This window comes from Aquiflexum sp., assembly GCF_977115555.1.
Map to the genome: position 1 here is coordinate 1 of NZ_CDSBKL010000442.1, position 3,194 is coordinate 3,194.

Consider the following 3,194-nt stretch of genomic DNA (forward strand, 5'->3'; position numbering starts at 1 on the left):
ATAGCTAAGCTAGTTTTTGTATCGCTAAGCTGTTTTTTTCTATTACAGAATAATATTCTGTAATTTATATTGATTAAAAAATGATGATTTAATTGAAAAATTTAATGTTTTATAAATAAAATAATATAAAAATATTAACTATACATTCAAATTATTAACGTTTCGGTAATACTTGCTTTTATTTTTTGAAAAAAATGTAATTAGATTTAGCCTATTCAAAGTACTCAAACCTATTTAAAATTTTATCAATTCAGTTCTTGTAAAAATTAAAACCTATGAAGTGGATGAACTCAATGATCGCTCAAGCAAGCGATTTGCCTGCTGTAGCTGACGTCACGGCAGAGCTAGCACAAAACCTCTTAACGACCAACAATGTATGGATGATGCTCTGTACGGCTTTGGTATTTATTATGCATTTGGGATTTGCAGGTGTTGAAACTGGTTTTGGCCAAGCAAAGAACACGGTCAATATCCTGTTTAAGAACACCATCACTCCTCTTTTGGGATTACTCACCTACGCTTTAGTGGGATTTTTCCTGATGTATCCTGGATTTGAGACTCCGGGATGGTTTGCATTTGATGCAGACGGTTGGAGTATGTTTTGGTTTAGCCCGGCTAACGCTGATGTGTCCGCTGATTATGCCAGCGGAGGATATACCTATTGGACAGATTTTCTGTTTCAGGCGATGTTTGCCGCCACTGCAGCTACAATTGTTTCCGGCGCTATTGCTGAAAGGGTAAAAATCTCAGCTTATTTGATTTTCACCTTGATTTTTGTGGGTTTGGTATATCCACTAATCGGAAGTTGGAAGTGGGGTGGCGGTGCTTTGAATGAAATGGGATTTTATGATTTCGCCGGATCTACATTGGTTCACTCTGTAGGTGGATGGGGAGCTCTGGCAGGTGTGATTTTGGTGGGTCCTAGGATCGGCAAATACATTGATGGCAAAGCGATAGCAAAACCGGGTGCAAGTATTCCTTTGGCTGTGATAGGAACATTCCTTCTTTGGTTTGGATGGTTTGGATTCAATGGAGGTTCAGTACTTTCTGCGGACCCAGCTTTGGTCTCTTCTGTCTTGGTTATCACTTGCCTAGGTGCTACCGCCGGAGGGCTTGGAGGATTTTTCGCTGCCTATTTCGCCTTCAAAAGACTTGATTTAGGCATGTTGTTGAATGGGATTCTTGCAGGTTTGGTAGGAATCACTGCCGGCGCGGATGTTTTTACGCCTGCATCTGCACTTCTGATTGGCTTTATTGCAGGGATTTTAGTGGTGCTTTCAGCTGTTTTTCTTGATAAATTGAAATTGGATGACGTGGTAGGTGCTGTTTCAGTACACCTTACCTGTGGAATTTGGGGTACATTGGCTGTTGGTATTTTTTCAACCAATCCTGACCATTCCTTTGTCACTCAACTGATAGGTGTCGCTGCATGTGGTGCAATGGCATTCATTTCTGCATTTGCCATTTTTTATGTTCTGAAAGTAACTGTTGGTATCAGGGTTTCTGAAGCCCATGAAAAATCCGGATTGGATTCACACGAACATGGCATCAGAGGATATACTATCATTTTTGACGAATAGGTCAGAAAACCAAACAATCAATTACTTAAAGCAAGAACCCTGCCCAAGGAAAAAAACGCGACTCTCTTTCTGATTGGGTCAGGGTTCTCTTCAGCTAAATCATGTTTAACCGATAATCAAAACTAAAATGAAAAATATTAATGCACTAATAATATTTCTATTATTGTTTATTTCCGCTCCGGTATTGGCACAAGAAGAAGAAGAGGAAGAAGAAGGCAAATTGTCTTTTTCAGGCTCTGCAGACGTTTATTTCAGAAAAAATTTCAATGGTCCCACTAAAGGTGAATTTGCCCAATCACCTAACACATCTTTTGGCAACCTGCCTGGATTTTCGCTTGGCATGTTGAATTTGATCACTAAATATGAAGGCAAAAAAGTGGGTGTTGTAGCTGATTTAGTTTTTGGACCCAGAGGAGAGGATGCAGTGTTTGGATCACCAATGAATACAGGTGGTTTTGCAGGAAGTTCTCAGATGGTCAATCAGTTGTATGTTTATTGGACAGTCTCCGATGCGGTGACGTTGACTTTTGGTAATTTCAATACCTATTTGGGTTATGAGGTTATTTCACCAACTGCCAATTTCAATTACTCGACCTCTTACATGTTTTCCTACGGACCATTTTCTCATACAGGTATCAAGGCGAATATCGACTTGTCAGAGAAACTGTCTTTCATGGCTGCTATTATGAACCCAACCGATATGACGGAATTCAATAATTTTGAGACTTATACCTTTGGTGCCCAATTTGGTTATTCCGGAGAAATGGGAAATACTTATTTGAATTTCCTTTATGGTGACCAGGATGGTAAATTCGATTTGGATTTTCCAATAAATACAGGTCAGGTTTCAGCAGGAAAGACGTTTCAAGTTGATTTGACAACAGGTCTTAATTTATCTGAAAAATTTTATTTGGGCTTTAACACCACTTACAATACCATTGCAGCAGGTGAGGTTGTCACAGGTCCGGACGATGTTGAGGACGCCACAGGTGATCCATCAGGTTTCTACGGAGCTGCTATCTACCTCCAATCACAGGTTTCTGAAAAATTGAAGTTAGGAGCTCGTGGCGAATATTTCTCAGTATTCAACTCGGGTATAAATGGTGCAGTTGGATTGAACGGGGACGGCGACGGAAATGTGTTTGCACTTACGCTATCTGGAAATGTGATGGTATCCAAAAATTTCACTTTGATTCCTGAAGTTAGGATAGATACTACTTCTGAAGATACTTTCCTGAATAATTCCCTCGATCCTTCGAGAAACCTTTCATCATTCCTTTTGGCAGCAGTATTTTCTTTTTAATCGATATTTCTTTGATTTTTTTTACCAAAATCTATCTTCAATAAACTTGAAGGTAGGTTTTGGTTTTTTTTATACCAATTCGGATTATTGGTTATTTTTTTAAGCTATTTATTAAGATTTTTTATTCTGTTCTTAAAATTAGGTTAAAAAAAAACCAATTTTTTTGCATGTAGTAGAGAGATTGCAGTGTGCAAAAAAAATTAATAAAGTTGTAGTTTGCACTAGTCAAAATAGCGAGGACCTACCTATAATTAAAATTTGTAAAAAAAATAACATTGATCTGTTGATTGAATTTCCAGACTTGAACATTC

At 38.2% G+C, this 3,194-nt stretch carries 2 protein-coding genes; both read left to right on the plus strand.

Going from position 1 to position 3,194, the window contains the following annotated elements; genetic code table 11:
* The first annotated feature begins 275 nt into the window (after positions 1 to 275).
* Positions 276 to 1,580 carry an ammonium transporter gene (locus tag ACZFYI_RS17985; RefSeq protein ID WP_462525505.1) on the plus strand — a complete coding sequence of 435 codons (1,305 nt, stop codon included), beginning with the start codon at positions 276 to 278 and terminating at the stop codon, positions 1,578 to 1,580.
* Between the two features lie 127 nt (positions 1,581 to 1,707).
* Positions 1,708 to 2,883, plus strand: coding sequence for a porin (locus ACZFYI_RS17990; RefSeq protein WP_462525506.1), 1,176 nt, complete (start codon positions 1,708 to 1,710; stop codon positions 2,881 to 2,883).
* Positions 2,884 to 3,194 lie beyond the last annotated feature (311 nt).

Coding starts and splice junctions, on each gene's coding strand:
- ACZFYI_RS17990 (WP_462525506.1), top strand. CDS start 1,708: ATGAAAAATATTAATGCACTAATAATATTTCTATTATTGTTTATTTCC.
- ACZFYI_RS17985 (WP_462525505.1), top strand. CDS start 276: ATGAAGTGGATGAACTCAATGATCGCTCAAGCAAGCGATTTGCCTGCT.